1 protein-coding gene and 1 pseudogene are annotated in these 1,001 nt (G+C 29.7%); one reads left to right on the top strand and one right to left on the bottom strand.

Annotation, left to right across the window (positions count from 1 at the left end; translation table 11 throughout):
* Positions 1–545: pseudogene (locus HMPREF2663_RS09250) on the bottom strand (hypothetical protein); the annotation flags it as partial.
* Positions 546–584: 39 nt separating this feature from the next.
* Here HMPREF2663_RS09250 and HMPREF2663_RS09245 point away from each other — a divergent pair.
* The coding region (locus tag HMPREF2663_RS09245; protein WP_070846297.1) for a DUF1433 domain-containing protein at positions 585–1,001 on the top strand (417 nt) is incomplete at its 3' end.

The following is a 1,001-nucleotide window of genomic DNA, read 5'->3' as shown; positions in this document are numbered from 1 at the left end:
TAGCCTCCTAAACTATGTGCCCCACTATGAAATTTACTATTAGGATATTTATCTTTCACAGCTTGGGTGAAGGCTGCACTTTCATCTATTTGGCTCGGAGCACCTTTTGTATAGATATCATTAAGAACATTTGAATGCGTTACTTTTTTAATAATTGTTTCGCCAATCGTATCCATTGTATTTAGTACATCATTGTCGTCAGTTGGCTTGTTGTATTTTTCAGTTATAGTAGTATTTTTTAGATCTTTATAACGTTCATCAATTTTTAAATCATCTGTGTTATTATGGTAAGGAAGAGATAAGTTTGTTTTCCAATCCTTCATACTAAGAGGGTCTGTACCAGCGTAACCCATAACAATATTACTTGTATCAGGTTTTCCATTAACAATTGGTGCATAAGCATAAGCCTTTAAACCATTTCTTGTGTCCTCTCTTTTTTCAAGGACTTTAAATTTACTCGCTGGCGTAGTTATTACACTATTCACATTGTGGTCGTTGTAACTTTCGGCAGAAAGTTTTCTTTTTGTTTCATCTGTTATTTTCATGCATCTCACCATTCTGTATAAATATTTGTGGAGGCAATTATGTTTAAAAAAAATATAATGTTAATTACATCTATAATTATAGTATCACTTATAATTGGAGGCTTCTATATGTTACATGAAAATAAACGCAATTATTACTTAGATATTCAAAAAAAGCGAATCGATTTATTTTTCAATGAAAACGTAAATCATTATAAACACTTTACGATTGTAAAAACCGAAAAAAACCCAATGGGAGATTATTTAATTAAAGGGTATGTAAATAATAATAAGGAATTATATTTTACAGCTACTATGAATGAAACAAGTGATTACCAATTTGATAATCAAATGAGTATGTCAGAAAATTTATCAAATATGTTCAAAACACAAAATGATCTTGATAAATTCCCTAGCCAAATCATCAAAGAAAAAAAATTAAATGAAAAAGACTACGAAGCAGATCCACCTCTAATT

The organism is Staphylococcus sp. HMSC077D08 (assembly GCF_001837945.1).
GTDB lineage: Bacteria > Bacillota > Bacilli > Staphylococcales > Staphylococcaceae > Staphylococcus > Staphylococcus epidermidis.
The sequence above is the reverse complement of the archived record's forward strand: the minus strand, read 5'-3'. Positions and strand labels throughout refer to the sequence as shown.